Consider the following 22,439-nt stretch of genomic DNA (forward strand, 5'->3'; position numbering starts at 1 on the left):
GCCGAGGGGCGTACGAACCATGGCGTGGGGTTCGCCGTCATCGGGAGCCGCCGAGCAGGTCGGGCCAGCGCCGGACGACGTGGTCGACCAGGTCCCGGCCCGCCTCGGCCACGCGGGGGAAATCCGGCAGGCGGGCCCAGGGGCGGCACGCGTCGATCACGGCACGCGTGTTGAACGGCGGGAGGCCGGGCGCGCGGAGCGGGTCGACCCGGCTGCCCCACGTCTGACGCATGATCTCGATGTCCTCGGCCGGATCGGCGCGGGTGCAGACGGCCCACATCACGTCGTTGAGGCTGCGGAAGTCGATGTCGGCGTCCACGACGACCACGAACTTGTTCATGTAGGCGGCGGACGGCAGCTGCGAGGCGAGGTACGCGGCCTGGCGCGCGTGGCCCGCGTACTGCTGGTGGATGGCCACCGCGAGCAGCTGGCGGCCGCCCCCGGCCTCGTGCGCCCACACCCCCTCCACACCCGGCAGGCCTGACCTGACGAGCGCGTCCTGGATCATCGCCGACTTCATCACGCTGCGCATGTAGGAGTAGTCGTGCGGCGGCTTGCCGGGAGGGGCGCCGAGCTGTATCGGGTCATCGCGGTGGTACAGCCGCTCGACGTCCAGGGTGAGCACCGCCTCGGTCCCGCCGCTGTAGTAGCCGGTCCACTCACCGAAAGGACCCTCCGGCTCCCGCCGGTCCGGATACAGCCAGCCCTCGACCGCGAGCTCGCTGCGCGCGGGGATCGGCAGCCCGGTCACCTCGCCGCGGATCACCTCGAACGGCCGCCCCATCACCGCACCGGCGTACTCGAGCTCCGACAGGCCGGTCGGCACCTCGGTGCCGGCGACGACGAGCAGCAGCGGATCGTGCCCGAACGACGCGGTGACGGGAGCACGCCCTTCCCCGGCGAACCAGTCCCGGATGTGCGCGGCCCCGTGCTTGCCCGCCTCGATGTTGACGCTCGCGGCCCGCCCGTCGCTCTGCACCTGCATCCGGTAGGTGCCCGCGTTGAGCGTGCCGGTGGCCGGATCGGTCGTGAACACGGCGCACCCGGTGCCGATGTAGCGACCGCCGTCCGCCTCGTGCCACTTCGGTACGGGGAAGTCGAGCAGGTTCGCGTCACCCGCGACGAGGACGTTCTCGCAGATCGGGCCGGAGCCGACCTCCCGGACGGGGTATCGGGCCGCGTTCGCCATCCATTCGTTCGGGCGGGTGCGCAGCGCCTCGACCAGCCCGCGGTCGTCGAGCGAGGTGCCCAGCCGGAGGGTCATGCCCAGCCTGCGGGCATTCGCCATACTGGCCGTGAGGACGCGCTGTCCCCGTTTGTAGCCCACGATGTCGTCGAACAGCAGCGCCGGCGGTGACGGGCGTCTGTAGTTCACCTCGGAGGCGGCGCCGATCTCCTCGTCCCAGTGGGCGCCGGTGACGGTCCGGACCTCGCCGAGTTCGCCCGCGAGGTCGAGCCAGCTGCGGAGGTCGTTGACCTCTTCAAGGGATGTCACATCCCTTACCCCCTCTTACCTCCTCATCGTTTCGGGACCGTCCGGCCCCGTGCCGGCCTCACGTGCGGAAGGGGTTCACAGGTGCCTTGGCGGGATGCATCCGCTGTGATCCGCCGCAAAGTGTCGACACTTCTATTGAAACAGCACTTGATTTCGATGTCCAGAAATGGTAGGCAAAGGTCGGATCTGTATCGAATGGCAATCCCTACCGTCCTGCTCAGGATCGCGGTGGCCGGGGAATCCTCCGGGGAAACAGGCGGTGCTGATCGTCGCGATAGACCTCGAAGTGTCGACACTTTAAAGGAAATGCATCGAGCCGCGATCTCTATCGGCTGCCTTCGGGCGTGCCGGCGGCCCGCTTATGGGAAAGCCGCCGGCCATCCCGTTCGGTCCGTTCCGGGCCGCGATCTTCCCTCAGACCGCGATCGTCTTGTGCTCGACGTACTGGGCCAGGCCCACGGCCCCGAACTCGCGGCCGATGCCGCTGGACTTGTAGCCCCCGAAGGGCCCCTCGAATCCGGGATCGGCGTTGTTCACCGTGCAGAAACCGGCGCGGATGCGGCGGGCGACCTCCAGGCCGTGTTCGGGGTCGGTGGTCCACACCCCGCCGCCGAGGCCGTACGGGGAGTCGTTGGCGATCCGTACCGCGTCCTCCTCGTCCTCGAAGGGGATGACGACGATCACCGGCCCGAAGATCTCCTCTTGGGCGATGCGCATGGCGTTGTCGACGTCGGCGAACAGCGTGGGCCGCACGTAGAAGCCCCCCTCCAGTCCCTCCGGGACGTCGGAGCCGCCGGTGACGAGGCGGGCGCCCTCCTTGACGCCGAGTTCGATGTAGGACCGGACCCGCTCCTGCTGGTCGGCCCTGACCATCGGCCCGATGAACGTCGACGCGTCCGAGGGATCGCCCACCTTGAGCCCCTCGACCATGATCTTCAACGCCGCGACGATCTCGTCGTAGCGGCTCCGCGGGGCGAGGATGCGGGTATGGGCGACGCAGCTCTCCCCGTTGTTGGCGAAAGACGCCCATTTCAGGCCCTCGACCACCGCCGGGAGATCCGCGTCCTCCAGGATGATCGAGGCGGACTTGCCGCCCAGCTCCAGGCTCACTCGCTTGAGCTGCTGCCCCGCGAGCGACGCGATGCGGCGCCCGACGGCCGTCGATCCGGTGAAGGCGATCTTGTCGATGCCGGGGTGTGACACGAGATACTCGCTGGTCTCACGGTCCGCGGGCAGGATGCTGACCACGCCGTCGGGGAATCCCGCCTCGGCGAAGATCTCACCCAGTACCAGCGCGTCCAGCGCGGTCTCGGGTGATGCCTTGAGGACGACGGTGCAGCCCGCGAGCAGCGCCGGGACCATCTTCACCAGGGCCGACTGGTGCGGGGCGTTCCACGGAATGACCGCGGCGACTACGCCGACCGGTTCGCGGCGCACCACGGTGCCGGACGCACCGGAGGGGTCCAGGCGTTCCTCCCACCCGAAGGACTCGGCGGCCCGCAGGTAGGCGGAGGTCTGCTCGGCGAGAGCGGCGTGCGTCCAGCGGGTGAACCAGATCGCGGAGCCGTTCTCCGAGGTGACCAGGGCGGCGAGTTCGTCGGTCCGCGCCGCGTGCAGTTCGCTGAACCGGGCGATGACGGCCTGGCGCTCGCCCGGGGTCATCCTGGGCCAGGGCCCGCGGTCGAAGGCCTCCCTGGCGGCGGCGACCGCCCGGTCGGCGTCGGCGGGGGAAGCCTGGGCGGCACGCCCGACCAGTGACCGGTCGTGGGGCGAGCGGATGTCGAGCAACTCGGTCGTGGCGGGCTCGGCCCACCGGCCGCCGATGAAGAGCCTGTCGTAGACGATCACTGTGGTTCTCTCTGTCTGGTCATGCCTGGTCGATTGAATTAACTGACCAGTTGGTTGCAACGTTTTCTCATGGAACACCCCCGCACGGTTCGTGTCAACTGACCGGTTGGTTGGGAGTAGGGTGGGGAGATGGCACGGGACGCGGATCGGACCAGGAAGCGACTACTGGAGGCCGCGGGCGTGGAGTTCTCCGCGCTGGGCATCGCGGGAGCCCGGGTGGATCGCATCGCCGAGGCCGCCGGATGCAACAAGGCGATGATCTACGCCTACTTCGGCAACAAGGATCAGCTGTTCGACGCGGTCTTCAGCGCGCACGTCGCGACCTTTCTCGACGAGGTGCCGTTCGACGCCCCCGACCTGCCGGGTTACGCCGGACGGCTGTTCGATCGCTACGAGGATCATCCCGACACCCTGCGCCTGGCCACCTGGTATCGGCTGGAGCGACCTCGGGGAGCCTCCCTGCAGGCCGTCGTCTCGTCCAACCAGGGAAAACTGGAGAAGCTGGAGCACGCCCAGCGGGAGGGCGTTCTGCCGGGTCACTACACCCCGGTCGAGCTCCTGACGCTGGTGCTGTCGATATCCACGGCATGGGCGTCGATGACCCCCGAGCTGGGGGTGAACGCCCCGGCCGATCGCGACCGCCGCAGACACACGGTCGTGGACGCCGTACGCCGGCTGCTCGCCGATGGGGAATCCGCTTCCGCGCCCCCCGTCACCCTTTCCGGGGCCTCTTCCTGACCTCATATTTTTTGCGCACCACAGCCATACCGACAATTCATTGACTGTCGTATGCGTCATGGCCACATTGCGCTGTGTGATCTCCCGCGTGTGGTGCACGGCGTTGGTTCTGAGTTTGGCGACGCTGACCGCGTGCGCCGATAACGACACGTCGTCGTCGAGCGGTGGGTCCTCCGGCGGCACGTCTTCCGTCGGCCAGGGGGCGAGCGGTGAGAACAGCGAGAAACCCGCCGAGGACCTCTGCGGCGACACCGCGGAGAAGGTCAAGCAGAGTGTGACGCGACCCGAGGTGAAAAAGGTCTCGGTGACGACCGGATGTTCCTCCGTACTGGTCAAGACGGCGTTGGCCGACGACAAATCCGCGACCGCTCAGGAGATCTGTGAGGCTGCGGCCAAAGTGGCCTACTCGGCGGACACCGACTCCATCCGCATAATCGGGACATCGGGCAAGGAACTCGCCGTGGGCATCTCGGGCGCGAAATGTCTGGCGGCGCCGTAAAGCGGCGGCACACCCGAGAGACAGCCGCGAAATTGTTTTCGCGTTCTTTTCAGCGGATGGAGTCTGATCGGCGGGGCGGGACCGCTCATTCCGCTGTGTCCGCCGGTACGGCGGTGCCGCACTAAGATCACGTCCCGTGATTTCGGATAGTTTCTGGCGGATTATCAGGACTGGATCAGTAGGTCTAATTCTTGCGGCGGCGGTCGCCGGCCTGGTGCTCGGCGACGCCTGGCTCTGGGTGGCCGTCGAATGGTCGCCGCCGGCCTATGTAGAGTTCTACGCGCCCGACGGGTTTGACACCCTGACGACTGTGGCGCTGCTCGTGGCCGCCCTGGTGAAGGCCGCGCTCCTGTGGCTGATCCTGCGTGCCCCCGCGCCGGGACCGCTGGACCGCCGGGCGAAGGCGCTGCGCCGACTGCTGTATCTGGCGGTGGCGTACACCCTCGTGCTGTGGTACCCGATCGCGATGCTCCCCGACGCGGTCGACGCGGCATTCCAGCTCGCGCTGTGGACCGCGATCTACGTCCTCTACCTGCTCGTCATCCGCTGGCGGTCCCGCATGCTGCGCGCGGCGGCCGGAGCGATGTTCGCGGTCGGGCTGGCCGGGATGGCCAGCGAACTGCTCGACGAGCTCGACCTCCCCGAGCTTGGATCGGGCGACATCGTCGAACTGGGTTTGATGCTGGCTGGGGTGGCGGCGACCATCATCACGATCGTCGGGCAGCGGCGCGACGGCCGGTGGAGCCGCGGCACGCAGGTCGCCGGATGGTTGTCGGTGGGCGTCTACGCGCTGGTGATCCCGCTCAACATTTTCTTCGGAATCTCCAGCGGCAGCCTGGCGATGCTGGTCATGATGGACGCGGTGGGGCTCATCGGCCTCGTGTGGATCGCGGCGACCGCCCGTGAACTGCCCACCGAGGACCGCTCGGCTGACCCTCCGCCCGCCCGCCGGCGCGTGATCCGCGTCGCGGTGGCGGCCGTGGCCGTACTGCCGATCATCGCACTGATCCACCCGGAGCAGACCCCGCACCTCACCTACACCGGCTGGTCGATGGACTGCTACGACCGGCCCAGCTTCGGCGACCTGAAACCCGCGGAACGCGACGCCGCGTTCCTGTGCCGGGCGCGGAGCACAGATGGCGGGGTCCCGCCCATGTTCCCGGACAGCCTGTCGGACCAGCAGATCCTTGCGTCCGGGCGGGCACTGTGCCGTACAAAGGACCGCGACGAGCAGGAGGCGATTCTGACGCGGGCCGGGAGCGCGCGGTCCGCCTGGGGCGCGGACCCGTGGGACCTCGTCTACGTCTGCCCGGAGATCGTCGGCGCGACCCATCCCGAGCTGCTGCGGTCGGCCGCGGAGACGAAGGCGGCGAACACCGCCTACATCGCCGAGAAGAACGCGAAGTGCCGCGACCCGTGGCCCCGGACGAAGGGTGTCGTCCAGGCCACGGCCAACTACTTCCTATTCGCCGACGGCGATCACGGCTATCTGGTCCACGACCCCGAGGACGAAGTGACCGACGAGGCGTCGGAGCAGGCGATCGACAAGATGTACGACGACGGCACACTCATCGGGGTGACCCGCACCTCGGCGCTCATCGGGCACGTCGAGGACGTCATCGATCTATGCCTCACGGTGAAGGCCTTCCGTACCGCGCCGCCACAGCGGACGGCCGGGTGGCAGCAGGTCAACGAGGTACCGATCGTCAGCCGCAGCGGCCGACTCACCGTGCCGGAGATGGGCGGCGGAGAGGTCGGCGCGGGTGCCCCGATGCCGAACCTGGCGATCGCGGGGAAGGGCCGCTACCGGCTCCGCGTCTACGTGCGGGTCGGCGATGCGGGGGAGGAGCACCTGGTCGTCGTGTTCCCGGGCGCGTCGAGGAAGAGGTTCACGCTGAAGCCGTGAGCGGTGGCGGAGCCGGTTTTGGTCCGTTCTCAGGCGACGCACGCCTGCACGTCCGGCAGCAGCCGGGAAGGCCCAAAAGTCGCTCTGACCACATGTGGCCACGGTGTGACGGCGGCGACGATTGGCGTTGACACCGATCAGGCAGCCGCGCAGATTTCGGACGTTCCTGTTTTTCGGGGGACTAGGCGGAGGTTGCAATGAAACGTGCGAGATGGGCCATTCTCGCTATCACGGCACTGGTATTGGGCATGATCGCGGCTCCCCCCGCGGCGGCGGTGCCGAGCCCGCCGGGCGGGAATGACGGCGTACACGTCTATACCGGTGAGCTCACTTCGCAGCAGATGGACACCCTGCTGAAGTCGGGCGTCGACCGGGAGGAGATGCGGCTCGGCAAGTCCGCCGACGGTAAGAAGGTCGTGGTCGAGGCGATCCTCGGCGCGGCCCAGGCCGAGGAGCTCCGCAGGGCCGGCCTCGGCCTGAAGGAACAGCCGCTCGCCGCCGACAAGGACAAGAGGGTCGCGGCCAAGGGGGACGGCGTCTACAAGCCGTACAGCGGCCCGGGCGGGATCCGCGAGCAGATCGTCAAGGCGGCGAACGGCAAGCCGGGCATCGCGAAGGTCGTGGACATCGGCACGACCGTCAACGGTCAGCCCCTCACCGCGATCAAGGTCACCAAGGACGCCCGGCAGCTCAGGGACGGGACGCGCAAGGCCGTTCTCTACATGGCCGCCCAGCACGCCCGTGAGTGGATCACCCCGGAGATGACCCGCAGGCTCCTGCTCCACTTCCTCAACGGCTACGGCACCAACCCCGAGATCACCCAGCTGGTGAACACGACCGAGCTGTGGTTCATCCCCGTGTCCAACCCCGACGGCTACGACCACACCTTCACCGAGGACAACCGGCTCTGGCGCAAGAACCTGCGCGACAACAACGGCGACGGTCAGATCACCTCCGGCGACGGCGTCGACCTGAACCGCAACTTCGAGTACAAGTGGGGCTACGACAACGAGGGCTCCTCGGACAACCCGGCCAGCGAGACCTACCGCGGGGCGAGCCCCCAGTCGGAGCCCGAGACCAGGGCGGTCGACAACCTCGCCAAGAAGGTGAAGTTCACCTACCTGCTCAACTACCACTCGGCCGCCCAGCTCCTGCTCTACGGCGTCGGCTGGCAGCAGGCGACCCCTTCTCCCGACGACCTGATCTTCGAGGCGCTGCTCGGCGACGACGCGACGCCCGCCGTACCCGGTTATGACCCCGACATCTCCGCCGAGCTCTACACCACCAACGGTGAGACCGACGGCCACATGAGCAAGAAGTACGGCGCCCTGGCGATCACCCCGGAGATGGGCACCTGCGAGTCCGCGGTGGCGAGCGTCCCGGACGACGAGTGGACGCAGACCGACTGCGCGGGCGGCTCGGGCTTCACCTTCCCCGACAGCGAGGCGCTGATCCAGGCGGAGTTCGCCAAGAACGTCCCGCTCGCGATCGACCTGGCCAAGTCGGTGAAGACCCCCGACAGCCCGGTCTCCCCGGTGGGCCGTACCGTCCCCGATTTCAAACCCGACACCTTCACCGTCTCCTACGGTGACCCGCAGCCGGTGGCCGTGGTCGCCCGGCGGTCCCTGTCGACCAAGCAGATGCGCTTCCGTATCAACGGGGGTCCCGTACGGCTCCGCGGGCTCACCGAGTGGAAGGGCGGCGAGCGGTACGGCGACGAGAACAACGAGTACTTCGCCGAGTATCGCGCCAAGGTGGAGGGCGCCAGGCCGGGAGACAGGGTCGAGGTCTGGTTCGCCGGGTTCAAGACCGGCACCGGCACCGTGGAGAGCAAGCACTTCACGTACAAGCTGGAGAAGAAGTCCAACGCCAAGGTGCTGGTGGTCGCGAACGAGGACTACACGGGCTTCAACCCCGACTACCCGGCGTCGGTGACCGCGCCGAAGTACGCCGCGCAGTACCGGCAGGCGCTGCAGAGCGCCGGCTACTCCTCCGAGACGTGGGACGTCGACGCCCAGGGCGTGCCGCACCACCTCGGGGTGCTCAGCCACTTCAAGGCGGTGGCCTGGTATCTCGGTGACGACCGGCTCGCGATGGACGCGCAGGACGTGGTCACCCAGACCCCCTTCGGCCCGCTGCCGGACATGGACGTCAAGCGGTCGCAGCAGGACCTGACCATCGCGGTCCGCGACTATCTCAACGAGGGCGGAAAGCTGCTGCACACCGGGGAGACCGCCGCGTACTACGGCTTCTTCGGCACCTCGCTCGGCGGCATCTACTACGGCCTGGACGGCGCGCCGGACGCCGACTGCGTCATCACCAGCCAGGACGGCTTCTTCGAGGAGTGCCTGATCCTCGCCGACGACTTCGCCCAGTACTACCTCGGCGTCAACGGCCGCAACCCGCGCGGCGGGCCGACCGGATTCACCGGAACCGGCACCGGGCTGAACGGCGCGAGCGGGACCTTCGGCGGCCCGGCGACCGTCGCCAACCCGCTGGACGAGGCCGGAAGCCTCCAGGTGACCAGCGACACCCTGCCACCGGCGAGGTTCCCGCAGTTCAAGAGCTCGGCCTCGGCCACCTATGTCGGGGGGAACGGGCCGTTCGACCCGGTAGAGGGCAACTGGTACGTCGCCGGAGAGCACACCGACGACGCCTACATGAGGCTGACGCGTACGGTCGACCTGGCCGCGGTGCCCGCCGCCCAGCAGCCCAAGCTGGAGTTCCAGCTCTCCTATGACACCGAGGAGGGATATGACAACGTCATCGTCGAGGCGCACACGGCCGGCCAGGACAACTGGACGACGCTGCCCGACCTGAACGGCGGGACCGGCACCACGGTTCCGGCCGAGTGCGAGGCCGGGTTCCTGCTGGAGGAGCACCCGTGGCTGCTGCGCTACCTGACGCCGGGCGCCACCTGCGCGGCGACCGGAACCAGCGGTTCGTGGAACAGCTTCACCGGCGACTCCGGCGGCTGGCGGCAGGTGGCCTTCGACCTGTCCGCGTACGCGGGCCAGCGGGTCGAGGTGTCGATCAGCTACGTGACCGACCCCGGCACCGGCGGCGTCGGCGCGTTTGTCGACGACACCAGGGTCACCACCACCGGCGGCACGCTCGGCGCGGAGGGCTTCGAATCCGGCCTCGGCGTCTGGGCGATCCCCGGACCGCCCACGGGCAGCCCGGCGGGCGCCGGTGACTTCGCCAGGGCGCAGGCCGACAAGACGGCCGCCGTGTCGACGAAGGACAGCGTGTTCCTCGGTTTCGGCCTGGAGCAGGTGGCCAGCGCGGCCGAGCGGGCCGCGACCATCAAGAAGATCATGAAGCATCTGATCGGTTAGATCCCGTATCCGATCGGCTGAACCCGCACGAAGGCCGGGCGTCACACCCATGGCGTCCGGCCTTCGCGCGTCCCGCCCCGGGCCTTCGTGCGCCCCGACCCCCGGTCGTCACGCACCTGCCGCCCGCCCTCCGTGCGTCCCGGCCTCGGGCCTTCGCGCGCTCCGGCTCTGCGATCGATCGGGTTTGTACGTTGTCGCGAACGTCGTAGCGCCCTGACCTCTGTCGTTCCCCAGGTCGCGGAGGTGACCGGGGGCGGACGACGTTGCACGGGCGGAGGGTGGCGCCGTGCCTCTCGGGGCCTGGATCCGAATATGTCTCGGTATGTATGGCCTCAGCGGGAGAATTCTTAGTAAGGTTTCCTATTAATAACGTGCTATCCGTCGGCCGTTGGACAGTACCACCTCCCTTTCCCCCCATCAGGAGGAGTCCACGTGCACATGCGACACAAGGTGGCCGCCACGGCCGCCACGCTCATGGTCGGGTCCTTACTGGCTCTGCTGCCGTCCACTCCGGCGATCTCTCACGGAACCCTGTCGAATCCCCCCAGCCGCGTCTACGTCTGCAAGAACGAGAACCCGGAGAACCCCACGTCGGCGGCCTGCAAGGCGGCTGTCGCGGCCGGTGGCACCCAGGCGTTCTACGACTGGAACGAGGTGTCCCGGCTCGATGCGGGCGGGCAGCACCGCCAGATCATCCCGGACGGCAAGCTGTGCAGCGCCGGGCGTGACAAGTATCGCGGACTCGACCTCGCCAGGACCGACTGGCCCGCCACGCGGATCTCTCCGGGACCGCTGACGGTCACCTACCACGCGACCGCACCCCACGCGAACAGCAACTTCGAGTTCTACATCACGAAGCAGAGCTGGAACCCGAGCCAGCCGCTGCGCTGGTCGGACCTGGAGCTCATCAAGACCTTCAACAACCAGAACCCCACCACGTTCACCAACTGGACGATCAACATCCCGCAGCGGAGCGGGCGCCAGCTCATCTACTCGATCTGGCAGCGCATAGTGGGCAGCACCGAGGCCTTCTACACCTGCTCCGACGTGGACTTCGGCGGCGGCACCACCAACCCCAACCCCACCCCGACTCCGACGCCCACCGTGACGCCGACCCCCAGGCCGACCCCGACGCCCACCCCGACGGCCCAGCCGGGCGGGACCTGGAAGGCGGGCACCGCTTATACGGCCGGCTCGCAGGTGACCTACGGCGGTCTGACCTACCGATGCCTGCAGCCGCACACCGCGATAACGGGCTGGGAGCCGCCGAACGTCCCCGCGTTGTGGCAGCGCGTCTGACCCGGCGGGAGCAGACGTGTCCGATCCAGCGGGAGCGACGCGTCTGAATCAGCCGAGGTAAGCGCGACTGGTCCGGCGGGAGCAGCCGTGTCCGATCCGGTGGGAGCGGCACGTCTGAACCGGCGGAAGTAAGCGTGACCGGTCCGGCGAGAGCAGGTGCGTTCGATCCGGTGGGAGCGAGCGCATCCGCTCCGGCGGGAGCGGCGCGTCTGATCCGGCAGGGCCGGGGCGGTCACCACCGCCCCGGCCCGAGCACCACCCCCCAAAGGAGTTGCCCCCATGAAGCGCGCGGTCCCGATCATCCTGGGCGTCTTCCTTCTCACCGGCTGCGGTGCCCACAGCATCCAGGAGCTCAATGGCGGTCACATGGGACACGGCGCCGCCGCGACTGCCGTGTCCGGCGTGGCGATCAGCGCGGATTTCAATCCCGCCGACGTGATGTTCCTGCAGATGATGGCGCCCCACAACAACCAGGGCGTGGAGCTGGCACGGCTGGCGGCGGATCGGGCCACCCGCCAGGAGGTCAAGACGCTGGCCGCGGCGATCGCCGCCACCCAGGAGACGGAGGCGGCGTCGATGTCCGCCTGGCTGAGTGAGTGGAAGCAGCCCGCGACCGCCGCGCCCGACGAGCACGCCGCCCACGGTGGGATGCCGGGGGCGAGCGAGAAGGAGATCGCCGCCGTCGCGAACGCCGCACCGGCCGACTTCGAGGAGAAGCTCCTCAACATGATGATCGCCGAGCAGGACGACGCCATCCAGATGGCCAGGGTGGAGACGGCCACCGGTCTGAACCCCCAGGTCAAGGAGCTGGCCGGGCGGATCGACGCCTCGCGTACGGCACAGATCAAGCAGATGCTGGCGCTCCTCGGTCAGTGACGGATCCGTCCGAGACCTGAGCCGATCTCGCTACTCCCGTGGGCTGAGCGGTGACCGCTGTGAGCTGGGATTTCCCGATGAGGCGGACGCACCTCACCACGACCTTCACGAGACGACGTTTGAGACCTGTGTGAGGGATAGATGATGAAACGTTGGCTCGAAGGAGGGAATCTCATGACCATTGCAGGCGGAATCATTCTCATCATGCTCGGGGCGATTCTTACCTGGGCGGTCGAGTTCGACATCGCAGGCCTCGACATCAACGTCGTCGGCGTCATCCTGATGCTCGGCGGTCTCGCGGGACTGCTGTTCGGCATCTACCGCATCAGCGTCGCCCGTCGAGCCGTCGCACCCACCACGACCATCATCGAGGACCCGGTGACCCAGCGTCGTGTGTACGAGGAGCGTCGTCCCACCGACCCCCCGCTCGTGTGACCCGGACTCATCTCCCGGCGAGAGAGCCTTCATGGGCGTCTTTCGCAGGCACCGCCTGATGGTTTTGTCGCGGATAGGTCCGTTAAGGTCCGGCCGTGACGGGTAGGCGGGCCCCACAGACAGATGCGAATGGAGGATGGAACGTTGAGCAGGGTCGTATCCCGAGGGGCGAGCGCCGTGAGCGGAATGCTCGGTGGTGCCATCGCCGGAGCCGTCTTCAAGCAGGTCTGGAAGTTCGCATCGGGCAAGGACGACGCGCCCCAGGCGACATCCGATGAGTACGGTTGGCGCGAGGTGCTGGTCGCCTCGGCCATCCAAGGTGCGATCTTCGGCGTGGTCAAGGCCGCGATCGACCGGTCCGCGGCTCGGAGCATCCACAGAGCCACCGGTAAGTGATCTCACGCGAACAAGGACTCCGGCCCTGTGAACAGGGCCGGAGTCCTTCCGGGTTTCAGGCCACCCCCGTCTCCAGGCGGGCGCCAGCCCTTTCCCGTCCGCCGCGATACGAGGCGAGCACGTCCGTTTCCGTCTCCGGGTAGGCACCGGCCCTTTCTCGTCCGCCGCGATACGCGGTGAGCACGTCCGTGTACACGGCGGCGGTCTGAGCGGCGATCCTGTTCCAGTCGTAGCGGGATCGCGCCCGGTCGGCGGCGGCGATGCCGTACGCGGCGAGAAGGAAGGGATCGGCCAGCAGCCGGCGCAGGGCGCGGGCGAGGAGGGACGACTGTCGGGGCGGGACGAGCAGGCCGGTGACGCCGGGGACGACCGTGTCCAGATGCCCGCCCACGGCCGAGGCGACCACCGGCACGCCGCAGGCCATGGCCTCCAGCGGCACGATGCCGAACGGCTCGTACCAGGGCACGCTCACCACGATGTCCGCCGAACGCATCAGCGACGGGACGGATGCCCGGTCCACCTTGCCGAGGAACCGGACGCGGTCCGCCACACCGTACCTGCCGGCGACCCGTGCGAGCCGGGTCACCTCCGGATCGGTGACGTCACCGCCGGCGACGACGAGGGTGGCGCCGGGCACCTGGCTCAGGGCCTGGATCGTGGTCTCCACGCCCTTACGCGGCACCGGGCGGCCGATGGCGAGCAGAACCGGGCCGGGGTGGAGGTCCATCCTCGGGCCCGACGGGGTGAAGGCGCTCAGATCGACACCGCAGGGCACGACCCTCACCGAACGCTTGGGCATCCGTATCCGGCCCAGCTCCGTCACCTCGTCGGCGCAGGTCGCGATCACCGCGTCCACCTGGCAGGCGACGGCCGCCTCGGCTTGGATGCGCTCACGCGGGCTGGTGTCGGCCTTGCCCTGGTGACGGCGCTTGACGGTGCCGAGGGCGTGGAAGGTGTGCACGACGGGCACCGAGGTGTCCCGGGCGGCGGCCAGGGTCGCCAGGCCGCTCATCCAGAAGTGGCTGTGTGCGACGTCGGGCGGGTCGGTCTTCCAGCGCCGGGCCAGCCACCGGCCGAACTCGGGCATCCAGGGAAGCAGGTCGTCCTTGGCCATGACCTTGGCGGGTCCCGCCGGGACGTGGACCACGGTGACTCCGGGGGCGAAGGCGGTCTCCTCCGGCTGGAAGGGACATTCACGGCGGGTGTAGACGGTCACTTCGTGTCCCTGCGCGGCGAGCGCGAGGGAGAGGGCGGCGACATGGACGTTCTGGCCACCCGCGTCGGCGCCGCCGACGGTGGCGAGGGGGCTTGCGTGCTCCGACACCATTGCGATTTTCATAGGCACGGCTCCGCTGACATGCGAAACAAACGTGCCTGCGTCCTAGGCATCCAAGTGTTTTTTATCCCCTCTTTGCCGGTCTATAAACGAGTTTGACCTTGGTCTTCTCGGGAAGGCGAAATGTTTTGGAGAACGGAATCCGAGGGACGGAAGGAGTCGAATATGGAAGCTCCGCAGTATGTGGCCGCGCGGGTGAAGAGCGCGCTAGCCGAGGACGAGAGGATCAGTGAGCTCGGCATCCTCGTGGACATCCGGGGAGAGCAGCTCTTCCTGCGCGGCCAGGTGGCCGATGCCAGGCGCCGCGCACTGATCGCCGACGTGGCGGAAGAGGCGGCTCCGGGGCTGACCGTCCGCAACGAGATCACCGTCCTGGACGTCCGGGACCCGTGTGAGGAGGAGAAGCTGTGAGGGAGTTGCGGATCGCAGCGGTCGGAGACGTACACCTGGACGAGAGCCTCAGGGGGTCCTACCGCAAACGACTCCATGACATCGAGGATCGAGCCGACGTGCTGCTGCTCGCCGGTGACCTGACCCGGCACGGCACGCTGGAGGAGGGGCGGGTGGTGGCGGATGAGTTCCGCGACCTGCCGATCCCGGTCGTCGCCGTTCTCGGCAACCACGACCACCACTCCGACCGTCCCGCGGAGATCGCGGCCATGTTGCGAGACGCCGGGATCGCGGTCCTGCACGACGACGCGACCGTGCTCGACATCGACGGGGTACGGCTCGGCGTGGTCGGCGGCAAGGGCTTCGGCGGGGGATACGCGGGCAAGTGCGCCAGTGATTTCGGTGAGCCGGAGATCAAGGCGTTCGTCGGGCACACCAAGCGGATCGCGGATCGCTGGCGGGTCGCTCTGAAGGAGCTCGAGGCCGACCGCCGGGTCGTGCTGTCGCACTACTCACCGGTCAAGGACACCCTCGCGGGGGAGCCGCTGGAGATCTATCCCTTCCTCGGCAGCTACCTGCTGGCGGAGGCGGTGGACGCGGAGGGCGCGGATCTGATCATCCACGGCCACGCGCACGCCGGGACGGAGAAGGGCGTGACTCCCGGCGGTATCCGGGTGCGTAACGTGGCGTTGCCCGTGCTGGGACACGCGTACGGGGTCTACTGCCTCTAGCGTTTTCGGGAGCGTACCGTTCCCCGGCTCTTAGAGCGTGTTTGAGAAGTTTTCAGGTAAGCGGCATGACGGGCACTGGAGGCAGGGCGGGGGCAAGGTGTGCGGGTGCCGTCTCGCCGTGGGTATCCGCCCCCGCGACAAGGCGGACCTCTACGGCCGGAGCGGCCTGCGATCGCGTTCGCTTGGTTAGATCGCGCGGTCGAGGTCGAAGCTCGGTTCAGCGCAGCCCGCACAGCTTGCCGTAGCGCAAAGCCGCATAGCCGGGCGAGCCACCGAGAACGCGAAGCGACGTATCCTTCGCCTGTGGGACTGCGGTTCAAGACGCGCGGGTCGGACTCGGCGTGGGTCGACACCGTGTGGACATGCACGAGCGAGCAGGTCACTGCGATGACGTCCGTCGCAGGGGTGCGTTGGGGCCTGGTGTTCTGGGAACAGGCTGGCCGGGCGTACGCGGGCATCACCGGTCCCGAGACCCGGACTGGCACGGCGCCGGTGCCGGAGGGCGCGACCTTTACGGGCATCGAGTTCGCCGTGGGCACCTCGTTGCGGGCCGTGCCCACGCCGGCGCTGGTCGACGGCGGCATCGGGCTCCCCGACACCACGCGCCGGACGTTCCGGTTGGACGGCGCGCGCTGGGAGACGCCCGGCCCCGACGACGCCGAGGCTCTGGTCGAAAGTCTCGTCCGGGCCGGGATCGTGGTCCGTGACCTGCTCGTCGCCGACGTGCTGCGGGGTCACCGCCCGGCCGTCTCGGGGCGCACGGTCGAACGCCGGTTCCGCGCCGCGACTGGACTGACGCAGGGCGCCGTCCGGCAGATCGAGCGTGCCCGCACGGCGGCGGAGCTGCTGGCTGCCGGCGACCCGGCCGCCGACGTCGTTGCCAAGTTCGACTACTTCGACGAGCCGCACCTGGCCCGGGCATTGCGCTCCTACGTCGGACGCACCGCCAGGCAGCTGCGCGAGGGCGCCGGCGGCGCGATCGCCCTCGACCTGGATCAGCGTTTGACGTCGTAAACCAGCTTCAGGATCCCGTTCGAGTAGCTCTCCGATTCCCGCAGCGTCAGCATGTGCTTGTCTCGGTCGGCCTGGCCGAACAGGCTCTTCCCGGCACCGAGCAGCACGGGAAAGACGAGCAGGTTGTACTGGTCGATCAGACCCGCGTCTGACAGCCGCCGAGCCAGCTCCGCGCTCCCGTGGATGAAGATCGCGCCGCCCTCACCCTCCTTGAGCGCGGCGACGTCCTCGGTCGAGCGCAGGATCGTGATCGGCCCCCACCCGTTGACGATGGCGTCGTCAGACAGCGTGGTCGACACCACATACTTGGGCAGCTCCTTGTAGCCGGCGTGGTCCTCCGAGCCGGGCCAGACCGGCGCGAACGCCTCGTAGCTGCGACGGCCGAACATTAGTGCGGTCGTGTCGGTGAGCTCCTCGCCCTTCAGCGACCAGGCTTCGGGGACGAACTCGAGGTCCTTGAACACCCACCCGCCGCTGCGGTGTTCTTCTTCCGGCCCGCCGCCGGGCGAGTCCACGACGCCGTCGAGCGACATGAAACCGGTGTAGACCAGGTTGCGCATTGTGCTGTCTCCTTATGCTCGGGCGAGCTGCCGGGTCCACGCTAGATCGCGGCTGCGGCGGCCGTCTTGGACGGAAACGACAGCGGGTCCAAAACGCGTATCTGAACACCGCCGCGACCGGCTCGTCGTTAGTCAGTGTGTGAGATGTTGATCAGGTTCAGGTGAAGGTGCGGCGGGCAGGTTGTCCTCGGGTGATCCGACGGAGGACGCCGTTGATGGCGGCCCAGCGGATGACGGCTTCCGAGGTCTTGGGGTGTCGTTCGTAGTCGCGGGCCAGCCGGCGGTGCGCCGTGAGCCAGGCCAGGGTTCTCTCCACGACCCACCGGCGCGGGTGAACGGCGAAGCCACGCTGGTCGGCGGGTTTGCGCACGATCTCGACGGTGGTCTTGAGCGTAGTGTTCGCCCAGTCGACGAACCGGCCGGCGAAGCCTTGATCAGCGAAGACGTGACGGATCGGGCTGCTCAGGTAGGCACCGAGAAGGGCGGTCTTACCACCGTCGCGGTCCTGCCACGAAGCCGCGAGCACGGCGACGGTGATCAGCAGGCCGGCGGTGTCGGTGACGATGAACCGCTTGCGTCCGTTGATCTTCTTGCCGGCGTCGTAGCCGCGGGAGTCTTTGCCGACGGTGTCGGCGCCCTTGACGCTCTGGGAGTCCAGGACCCCTGCCGACGGCTCAGGCTCGCGGCCGTGCGCCACGCGGGCCTTGGCCCGGAGCACGGCGAGCAGTTTCTCGGTGACGCCGGCGTCTTCCCACCGGGTGAAGTACCAGTACACGGTCTGCCATGCCGGCAGATCCGCCGGCACCCTTAAGTAGCCCGCTGCCATGTCGGCATCGATGTGCCGTCTCCGGCTCTCTTTGATGGTTCTGCCCTTTCACGGTCCTGCTCTTCATGGTCGCGACATGAAGAAGCGGGCCGGGTTGAACCCGGCCCGCGAGTCTTCGGGTGAGAATTCGGGGCGACTTAAAGCGACTTGAGGTTGCTTGGGCGGGTTGGGACCCGCACTAGACATTGAAGATACTCACACCCCCGGGACCCACGAGGAAGCCGAGGACGATGAGGACGATCCCCCAGAGGAGGTCGCGACGGGCCAGGATCACGTAGATCCCGGAGATGACGAGAATAACGGCGATGATCCAGAGCAAAGTAGCCATGAGAATCCACTGCCCTCACAATTCACGCCTTAACATCCTGCGTTCGGTACAGATCGGCAATCGGCTGGATGAACCAGAGCCAGGCACTGGTCAGGGCGACCGCACCGGCGAACAGCGCGGCCGGCCAGGCGTTGATGACCGTCTCCGCCACCAGCGCGACCGAGCTGGTCATCGCGATCGAAAGCCCGATGGCACCGGCGATGCCGAGCTCGTTGGCGCGGTGCACCATCTTCTCCTTCAGGCTTGTCCGAAACAGTAGACGGTGCTGCGCGGCCGGGGTGATGAAGCAGACGGAGGCCAGGGCGGCACTCAGCAGGGCGATGAAAAACAGCCAGCGGCCGAGGGTGTCGACTTTGTCGAAGCCCGCCGCGAACGGCAGCGTCAGGAGGAAGGCGAACAGGACCTGTACACCGGTGACCGCCACCCGCAGGCCCTGAAAGAGTTCGCCGAGCTCGCGGTCCACACGTTCCTTGGGGGTCTCACCCGGCTCGGGCTCGTCATTTTGTGTGTGTTCCGGCTGAATCATGGCATTCGTTTACCCGGGTTGGCGTTTGCTATGCCTACCTGCGGGTCTATGGGGTACGCGTGAGCTATGGGAAGCCACAGTCATGAGGTAACCGACGCGATCCTGGAAACGCTCAAGCGAGCGAGCAGTGGGCTGAAGGAGGCCGATGTCGGATTTGCGCTCGCAGGAGGCTGTGCCGCGTACGCACGTGGGGCCGCGCCCTCACTCCACGATGTGGACTTCGTCCTCTCCGAGAAGGACGTTCCAGCCGCTCTGGAAGCACTGCGCGCGCTGGGGTTCGAGACGGTCAAGCCGCCGGAGGACTGGCTGGTCAAGGCGTACGACGAGGGCAGGCTGGTAGATCTGATCTTCTCGATCTGCGACCATCCCGTCACTCCGGAACTCCTGGCGCGGGCCGAGCCGATGAAGGCGTCCGCGGTGATCGTGCCGGTCCTGGAGGCCACCGATCTGGTGATCTCGTGGCTGCTGCCGCTCTCGGAGCACAGTTGCGACTACGGTTCGCTGCTGCCGCAGGTGAGGGCGCTGCGCGAGCAGGTCGACTGGAACCGGGTCGCGGCGGTCGCGGAGGACTCGCCGTACGCGTTCACCTTTCTGACCCTGCTGGAACGGCTCGACGTCGTCCCCGCCCCCGTTGTCCCGAAGGGCGATTCGTCCTGGCCCTGAGTCACTCGGCGTCCGGGCGGGCATCCGGTCATCGGTTGGATGCCCGCCCGGACCTTTTTATGTCTATCGCCGATAATTGTAGTTTTTGGTGTATTTGTCTGTTTTGATTCACCGGGTGGGCGTGATAACCATCGCGAACAGACCGAGGCGAATGGGCCGGGAAAAGCGGAGGGGGCCCCGCCTTGCGGCGGGGCCCCCTCGTGCATCGTGCCGGGTCAGAAAGTGCCCGTGCCCCCATAGGGGAAACGGCCGTAGTACTCGCCGACGCGGTCGCGATAGGCAGACTCCTTGAAGTTCGACTCGTCGAACTCCGGGGCGTCCTTGATCTCCTGCTTGGTGCGTGCGACGTAGACCTTGCGCTCCTGCGGGTCGATCTGGGTCACCGTGCTGGCGGGCAGCATGACCTTCTTACCGAAGATCCACGGTCCGGTGTCGACGACCATGTAGCTCTCGCCGACCTCATAGGTCGCCTCGTCGATGGAACCAATTTTTCCATCTGTGGCTTCCACGTGGTAGCCGGCGAGGTCGAGGCTCTTGTTGACGTCGTAGACATCAGCTCGGTAATTCCACAGCTCAGGCTGCATGGTGTACATCTCCCTTTGGGTTGATTCTCCGGGCTCCAGTCCCGTACCCGAGCGAGGAGGGCTAAACGGAATCAACCCGAAGTTAAAAAAAGTCGGCTCCTGACCTCCTCCGCCTTCGGCGCCGTCTGGCGCGGCAAGGAGGACATTTCGATTGAATCAAGCAAAGGCATCTGAAGAGCGTCGTGCCCGGCATGTGTCGGTTCGCGTACTGACCACGGCCGAGCATCCGGTAGTCTTGTCGAGGTCAAGCGCCGCTAGCTCAGTTGGTTAGAGCAGCTGACTCTTAATCAGCGGGTCCGGGGTTCGAGTCCCTGGCGGCGCACCCATCATCAGGCCGTTGTCCTGCGGAAACTCGCAGGGCAGCGGCTTTTTGTATTTTGCTCCGGGCGTTGCGGGCTCCTCAGGGCCGTCGGCCTGCCCTCGGCGGGCAGATCTTGCTCGCTCCCAGTGCTCCGGTGGCGAGCGCGTGGAAAGCGGCGCAGCCCTCGATCAGCGGTGTCAGGCCGGTGACGTGCGCGCAGGCCCATCGTGCGGTCGCCGAGTCGGCCGAGGGCCGCCGGCTGGGACGTACGGGTGCGCCGCGCGCCGTCAGATGACGGCCGGCTGCTGGGTGGGGGAGAAGATCTCTCCCAGGAGAAACTCCTCCACCACGAGCGTGGCGGCGCCGAGCGCGACCGCGTCCGGCCCGAGCCTGCCGAGCGTGATGGAGACGGTCTTGTACGGCTGGGAGAGCGAGTTCTCGGCGACGGCCTTCTTGATCTTGACCAGCTCGTGCTGGCCCAGGAGAAGTCCGGCCCAGCCGCCGATGACGATCCGCTCGGGGTTGAACAGATTGATCAGGTTCGCCAGGCCCACGCCGAGATAGTCGATCGTCTCGTTGATGACGGGGCCGCCGGATTTCACCAGCTCGGCCAGCGCGGCCTGCTCGTTGGCCATCTCGGCGGTCATTCCGGCACGTTCCAGAATGCCCTCGGCCCCGATGTAGGCCTCCAGGCAGCCGCGGGCACCGCAGCGGCAGGTCCTGCCCGCTACCGCGATCTTCGTGTGTCCCCACTCGCCGGCGCTGCTGTTGACGCCGCGATAGGTGCGCCCGTCGGTGATGATGCTGGCGCCGACCCCCGAGCCGATCAGCACGACGATGACGTGCCGTGATCCGCGGCCGGAGCCGAACCAGAGCTCGGCCTGTGCCAGGGTCTTGGCGCCGTTGTCGATGTAAAGGGGCAGCGAGGTGCCCTCGCGCAGAAGGGCGCTCAGGGGGACGGCGTCCCAGCCGAAGGTCTGGGCGTGGATGAGTGCCTCGGGCCCGCTCTCGACGATGCCGGGGACGCCGATGCCGACCCCCATCACCTGCGCGGGATCGGTGCCGCTGGAGGCCATCACGGCGTCGATGCCGGTCAGTATGTGCCGCACGACCAGCTCGACGTCGTGCTCGCCCGGGCGCAGCGTGAACTCGGACTTGGCCTGCTCGTTCATGTCCAGGTCGAACAGCGCGACCTGCACGTGGGTCTCGCCGACGTCCACTCCGATCACGTGCCCGAAGTTCGGGTTGACGCGGAGCAGCACCCGGGGGCGTCCGCCGTCGGACTCCACCAGGCCCGCCTCGACGATGATGTTCTCGGCGATGAGGTCGCTGGTCACATTGCTGATGGAGGCGGCGCTCAAGCCGGTCAGGCCGCTCAGCTCGTGGCGGGTGGTCAGACCCGCGAAGTAGAGCGTGCGCAACAGCACCGCGCGGTTTCCGCGCCGAAGGTCGCGCACCGTCCTTCGTTCGGGCGTCGCCATCTTTTTCCTTCCCCCGTTACGCGCAACCCCCCGGTTACCTGCGACCATGTTAGATCGGGTCGTGAACTAAGTCATCCCGCCCCTTGTCACAAGTTGATTTCCTATCTTCTCTAAATTAATTTAAGTTTAAAATTAATAGCCCTTCCTTGTCGCGGGCGCCGACCTCACGACGGATCCGCCCGGTCCCGTGGCCCTCGCGCCGTCGATCTCGGCCGGCCCGGCCTCCCCGCGAGACGCACGCACCTCGTGGGATCGCCCCCGCACCTTCCGGCCGCCGGCCGCCGTACAGCGGGGCCGATCGTCGGCCAGATTTTTTGGCTAGGTTGATTGGTACGGTGTGGGCAAATAGAGCCAATTCAGGATGAAGCGGGGTAGCTCGGTGGAGGTTGAGCAGACGGCGCTGCCGGGAATCGGGCTGCGGCACGAGTTCACGACACGATCCGGACGGCGGATCGGCATCGTCTCCCACCGCACCGGCCGTCGCGACCTGGTGATCTATGATCCCGCCGACCCCGATCGCGCGTGCGAGACCGTCAAGCTGAACGATGAGGAGGCCGACGCCCTCGCCGAGCTGCTCGGCGCCCCGCGCATCGTGCAGCGCCTGAACGCCCTGCACCGGGAGGTCGAGGGACTGGTCAGCCTCCAGTTGCCCATCTCGCCGGGCACCCCGTACGCCGGACGGCCGATGGGTGACGCGCGGGTCCGCACCCGCACCGGCGCCTCCATCGTGGCCGTGGTGCGCGAGGGTCAGGTGTTCGCCAGCCCCGCACCCGATTTCGAGCTGGCCGCCGACGACATAGTGGTCGTGGTGGGCAGCCCGGAGAGCACGGCCGCCGTCTCCGAGATCCTGGCCCACGGGTAGGGCATCG

Annotated in this window: 22 protein-coding genes and 1 tRNA gene; 14 read left to right on the top strand and 9 right to left on the bottom strand. The window is 67.7% G+C overall.

Annotation, left to right across the window (positions count from 1 at the left end):
* Positions 1–37: 37 nt before the first annotated feature.
* Positions 38–1,495, bottom strand: coding sequence for a UbiD family decarboxylase (locus CHC08_RS19890; RefSeq protein WP_089208825.1), 1,458 nt, complete (start codon positions 1,493–1,495; stop codon positions 38–40).
* Positions 1,496–1,909: 414 nt separating this feature from the next.
* A complete protein-coding gene (locus tag CHC08_RS19895; RefSeq protein WP_089208826.1) occupies positions 1,910–3,343 on the bottom strand; it encodes an aldehyde dehydrogenase in 1,434 nt (477 codons plus the stop codon).
* 129 nt (positions 3,344–3,472) lie between these two features.
* On the opposite strand from CHC08_RS19895, the gene CHC08_RS19900 reads away from it, so the two are divergent.
* The 8 genes from CHC08_RS19900 to CHC08_RS19935 all read left to right on the top strand — a co-directional run bounded on the left by CHC08_RS19900 (position 3,473) and on the right by CHC08_RS19935 (position 12,830).
* Complete coding sequence (locus tag CHC08_RS19900; RefSeq protein WP_089208827.1) at positions 3,473–4,081, top strand: TetR family transcriptional regulator; 609 nt, start codon at positions 3,473–3,475, stop codon at positions 4,079–4,081.
* Between the two features lie 58 nt (positions 4,082–4,139).
* Complete coding sequence (locus CHC08_RS19905) at positions 4,140–4,580, top strand: hypothetical protein (protein WP_143653282.1); 441 nt, start codon at positions 4,140–4,142, stop codon at positions 4,578–4,580.
* Positions 4,581–4,716: 136 nt separating this feature from the next.
* Complete coding sequence (locus CHC08_RS19910; protein WP_143653283.1) at positions 4,717–6,486, top strand: DUF2339 domain-containing protein; 1,770 nt, start codon at positions 4,717–4,719, stop codon at positions 6,484–6,486.
* Between the two features lie 248 nt (positions 6,487–6,734).
* Positions 6,735–9,824 carry a M14 family metallopeptidase gene (locus CHC08_RS19915; protein WP_218825380.1) on the top strand — a complete coding sequence of 1,030 codons (3,090 nt, stop codon included), beginning with the start codon at positions 6,735–6,737 and terminating at the stop codon, positions 9,822–9,824.
* Positions 9,825–10,262: 438 nt separating this feature from the next.
* Positions 10,263–11,123 (top strand): lytic polysaccharide monooxygenase auxiliary activity family 9 protein, encoded by an 861-nt coding sequence (locus CHC08_RS19920; protein ID WP_110702614.1) that lies wholly within the window; start codon positions 10,263–10,265, stop codon positions 11,121–11,123.
* 279 nt (positions 11,124–11,402) lie between these two features.
* Positions 11,403–11,999, top strand: coding sequence for a DUF305 domain-containing protein (locus CHC08_RS19925; protein ID WP_089208831.1), 597 nt, complete (start codon positions 11,403–11,405; stop codon positions 11,997–11,999).
* 174 nt (positions 12,000–12,173) lie between these two features.
* Positions 12,174–12,434: a DUF6458 family protein gene (locus tag CHC08_RS19930; protein WP_089208832.1), complete on the top strand. Its 261-nt coding sequence runs from the start codon at positions 12,174–12,176 to the stop codon at positions 12,432–12,434.
* A 144-nt stretch (positions 12,435–12,578) separates the two neighbouring features.
* Entirely contained in the window at positions 12,579–12,830 is a 252-nt protein-coding gene (locus CHC08_RS19935) for a DUF4235 domain-containing protein (protein WP_218825382.1), read from the top strand.
* Between the two features lie 55 nt (positions 12,831–12,885).
* On the opposite strand, the gene CHC08_RS19940 is transcribed toward CHC08_RS19935, so the two are convergent.
* The gene (locus tag CHC08_RS19940; RefSeq protein ID WP_089208834.1) at positions 12,886–14,169 is read right to left on the bottom strand and encodes a glycosyltransferase; all 1,284 of its coding nucleotides are present in this window, start codon (positions 14,167–14,169) and stop codon (positions 12,886–12,888) included.
* A 162-nt stretch (positions 14,170–14,331) separates the two neighbouring features.
* On the opposite strand from CHC08_RS19940, the gene CHC08_RS19945 reads away from it, so the two are divergent.
* The 3 genes from CHC08_RS19945 to CHC08_RS19955 all read left to right on the top strand — a co-directional run bounded on the left by CHC08_RS19945 (position 14,332) and on the right by CHC08_RS19955 (position 16,301).
* Positions 14,332–14,577: a BON domain-containing protein gene (locus CHC08_RS19945; protein WP_089208835.1), complete on the top strand. Its 246-nt coding sequence runs from the start codon at positions 14,332–14,334 to the stop codon at positions 14,575–14,577.
* Positions 14,574–15,287: a metallophosphoesterase family protein gene (locus CHC08_RS19950; RefSeq protein WP_204358421.1), complete on the top strand. Its 714-nt coding sequence runs from the start codon at positions 14,574–14,576 to the stop codon at positions 15,285–15,287. Before CHC08_RS19945 ends, CHC08_RS19950 begins: the two co-directional genes overlap by 4 nt.
* 387 nt (positions 15,288–15,674) lie before the next feature.
* Positions 15,675–16,301 carry a helix-turn-helix domain-containing protein gene (locus CHC08_RS19955; RefSeq protein WP_218825383.1) on the top strand — a complete coding sequence of 209 codons (627 nt, stop codon included), beginning with the start codon at positions 15,675–15,677 and terminating at the stop codon, positions 16,299–16,301.
* On the opposite strand, the gene CHC08_RS19960 is transcribed toward CHC08_RS19955, so the two are convergent.
* From CHC08_RS19960 to CHC08_RS19970, 4 genes are all read right to left on the bottom strand, one after another.
* Positions 16,283–16,861 (bottom strand): dihydrofolate reductase family protein, encoded by a 579-nt coding sequence (locus CHC08_RS19960; RefSeq protein ID WP_089208837.1) that lies wholly within the window; start codon positions 16,859–16,861, stop codon positions 16,283–16,285. The two genes, CHC08_RS19955 and CHC08_RS19960, sit on opposite strands and share 19 nt — an antisense overlap.
* A 157-nt stretch (positions 16,862–17,018) precedes the next feature.
* Positions 17,019–17,687, bottom strand: a complete 669-nt coding sequence (locus tag CHC08_RS19965) for an IS5 family transposase (protein ID WP_089208838.1) — start codon at positions 17,685–17,687, stop codon at positions 17,019–17,021.
* Positions 17,688–17,865: 178 nt separating this feature from the next.
* Entirely contained in the window at positions 17,866–18,015 is a 150-nt protein-coding gene (locus tag CHC08_RS49655; protein WP_165959640.1) for a GPGG-motif small membrane protein, read from the bottom strand.
* 22 nt (positions 18,016–18,037) lie between these two features.
* Positions 18,038–18,541, bottom strand: coding sequence for a DUF6328 family protein (locus tag CHC08_RS19970; protein ID WP_089208839.1), 504 nt, complete (start codon positions 18,539–18,541; stop codon positions 18,038–18,040).
* A 66-nt stretch (positions 18,542–18,607) separates the two neighbouring features.
* On the opposite strand from CHC08_RS19970, the gene CHC08_RS19975 reads away from it, so the two are divergent.
* On the top strand, positions 18,608–19,204 hold the full coding sequence (locus tag CHC08_RS19975; RefSeq protein ID WP_089208840.1) for a nucleotidyltransferase family protein: 597 nt from the start codon (positions 18,608–18,610) through the stop codon (positions 19,202–19,204).
* A 215-nt stretch (positions 19,205–19,419) separates the two neighbouring features.
* On the opposite strand, the gene CHC08_RS19980 is transcribed toward CHC08_RS19975, so the two are convergent.
* Complete coding sequence (locus tag CHC08_RS19980; protein ID WP_089208859.1) at positions 19,420–19,788, bottom strand: hypothetical protein; 369 nt, start codon at positions 19,786–19,788, stop codon at positions 19,420–19,422.
* Positions 19,789–20,036: 248 nt separating this feature from the next.
* Here CHC08_RS19980 and CHC08_RS19985 point away from each other — a divergent pair.
* Positions 20,037–20,110: transfer RNA gene (locus tag CHC08_RS19985), tRNA-Lys, on the top strand.
* 266 nt (positions 20,111–20,376) lie between these two features.
* Here the strand turns inward: CHC08_RS19985 and CHC08_RS19990 are convergent.
* Positions 20,377–21,570: an ROK family protein gene (locus CHC08_RS19990; protein WP_089208841.1), complete on the bottom strand. Its 1,194-nt coding sequence runs from the start codon at positions 21,568–21,570 to the stop codon at positions 20,377–20,379.
* Positions 21,571–21,949: 379 nt separating this feature from the next.
* Here CHC08_RS19990 and CHC08_RS19995 point away from each other — a divergent pair, with 379 nt between their 5' ends.
* The gene (locus tag CHC08_RS19995; protein ID WP_089208842.1) at positions 21,950–22,432 is read left to right on the top strand and encodes a cation:proton antiporter regulatory subunit; all 483 of its coding nucleotides are present in this window, start codon (positions 21,950–21,952) and stop codon (positions 22,430–22,432) included.
* Positions 22,433–22,439: the final 7 nt, after the last annotated feature.

The sequence above is a fragment of the Streptosporangium subroseum genome, from assembly GCF_900188345.1.
GTDB lineage: Bacteria > Actinomycetota > Actinomycetes > Streptosporangiales > Streptosporangiaceae > Streptosporangium > Streptosporangium subroseum.